The 1,865-nt window shown below is 64.8% G+C and carries 2 protein-coding genes and 1 pseudogene; all 3 read right to left on the bottom strand.

The window, feature by feature from the left end; genetic code table 11:
- Positions 1-208, bottom strand: a pseudogene (locus EN893_RS31970) (two-component sensor histidine kinase); the annotation flags it as partial.
- Positions 205-882 (bottom strand): winged helix-turn-helix domain-containing protein, encoded by a 678-nt coding sequence (locus tag EN893_RS31965; RefSeq protein WP_127268444.1) that lies wholly within the window; start codon positions 880-882, stop codon positions 205-207. The gene EN893_RS31965 and the pseudogene EN893_RS31970, both read right to left, overlap by 4 nt.
- 171 nt (positions 883-1,053) lie before the next feature.
- Positions 1,054-1,851, bottom strand: a complete 798-nt coding sequence (locus EN893_RS31960; RefSeq protein ID WP_127268443.1) for a hypothetical protein — start codon at positions 1,849-1,851, stop codon at positions 1,054-1,056.
- Between the last annotated feature and the right edge of the window lie 14 nt (positions 1,852-1,865).

The following is a 1,865-nucleotide window of genomic DNA, read 5'->3' as shown; positions in this document are numbered from 1 at the left end:
GCTCCTTGAGATCGTTCTCGGCATAGGTCGCGGCGACGACCGCGTAGGTCTCCTTGATGGTGTCGTCGAGCCGCTCGGCAAGATCGGCGCTCATCATCTGGTAGACGATGGCGCCCGACAGGACGAAGGCCAGCACGAACAGGAAGGCGAAGGTCAGAGCCAGCCGGAACGGCGTGCTGCGCAGCAGGCGGGACCATGTTCCGGTCATGACGGCGCGTGCAGGCTGTAGCCGGTGTTGCGGACGGTGTGGATGAGCTGGGTTTCGAAGGGCTTGTCGACCTTGGCCCGCAGCCGGCTGATATGGGTCTCGACGACGCTGGTCCTGGGATCGAAATGAAAATCCCAGACGCGCTCCAGAAGCATGGTGCGGGTGATGACGCGGCCTTCGCCGCGCATCAGCACTTCCAGCAGGCTGAATTCCCGCGGCTGCAGGTCGATCGGCTGGCCCCGCCTCGTGACCCGCCGCATGATCAGGTCCATTTCGAGGTCGGCGACCCGCAGGACGGTTTTCTGCTCCTGCGCCGCCGGCCGCCGGCCAAGCGCGTTGATGCGGGCGAGAAGTTCGGAAAAGGCGAAGGGCTTGACCAGATAGTCGTCGCCGCCGGCCTCCAGCCCCTCGACGCGATCGTCGATGCCGCCGACGGAGGTGAGAAAGATCGTGGGCGTCCGTACGCCCGCGGCGCGCACCGCCTTGATCATCGACAGGCCGTCGAGGCCGGGGATCATCCGGTCGGCGACGATCACGTCGTAATTGCCCCGGGTCGCCGCGAACAGCGCGTCATGTCCGTTGCGAAGGAGGTCGCAGACATGGCCGGCCTCGGTCAGTCCCCTGACGATATAGTCGGCCGTCCTGTGGTCGTCCTCGACGAGAAGCAGTCGCATGAAAGGTCCGGTCCGTTGCCGAGATGGAGAGGCTATCACCGGCACGGGCTTGTTCCTAGGATGTCACGAAGGCGCAGGCATTCGGAGCGGCTTCTCCCAACTTCGTCATCGTCGGGTCCGCGCTGCGTCGCTACGCTCCTTGCTCCGCGCGCGGATGACGAGGCCAAGGCTTCAGTCCAGGTCCAGCAACAGTTCATCGGCCTCGTCGGTTGCCTCCTTCAGGGTCATGTGCAGGACAAGCGCAAAGATACAGCCAAGGAAGAGCAGGCTGGTGAAGATGGTGCCGAGACCCAGGCCGCCGTGCCTGGCCGATCGCGACAGCAGGTCGCCGAAGGAGGCGCCAAGCGGCCGTGTCAGGATATAGGCGAGCCAGAAGGCCAGGATGCCGTCGAGATGCAGCAGCCAGTAGGCGAGCGCTATCAGCGCGATGGCACCGCCGAACAGCAGCCCCGTCGTGAGGTAGCCCATGTCGAAGCTTTCGGCGACGAGGTCGCCGGCGGCGGTGCCGAGCGCGAAGGTCAAGAGGATCGCCAGCCAGTAGAAGATCTCGCGCCTGGTGGTGAAGATGGTGTGGATCGACAGCGTCCTTTCGCTGGCGTACCAGACCGCGAATGTCGCGGCGAGCGCGACCGAGAAGGCGATGGTTGCCGTCTGCAGGCGCACGCCGAAACTGTCGACGAGGCTGTCCGTCACCAGCGTGCCGACGATGCTGATCAGCACCACCGCCGGCCAATAAGCCCACGGCACATAGCATTTCCGCGTAAACTGCAGGACAAGGGCCGCGATCAGGATGCCGGTCATGATCAGCGAGGTGACGGTCAGCCCAAGCCCGATCGTGTCGGCAAGATAATCCGCCGCGGTCTCGCCCGTGGTGACCGCCATCAGCTTGACCAGCCAGAAGTCGAGGGTGACGTCGGGAACCCTGTTGTGGCTCGGTGCGGCGGGTTGTTGCCTGTTGGGCGCGAGCATGGCTGAAGTCCAGA

Source organism: Mesorhizobium sp. M7A.F.Ca.CA.004.04.2.1, from assembly GCF_004022825.1.
Classification (GTDB): domain Bacteria; phylum Pseudomonadota; class Alphaproteobacteria; order Rhizobiales; family Rhizobiaceae; genus Mesorhizobium.
This window is presented reverse-complemented; position numbering and strand designations above follow the sequence as displayed.

Excerpts from the sequence above, each read along its gene's own strand:
- EN893_RS31960 (WP_127268443.1), bottom strand. The coding sequence starts at position 1,851 with ATGCTCGCGCCCAACAGGCAACAACCCGCCGCACCGAGCCACAACAGG.
- EN893_RS31965 (WP_127268444.1), bottom strand. The coding sequence starts at position 882 with ATGCGACTGCTTCTCGTCGAGGACGACCACAGGACGGCCGACTATATC.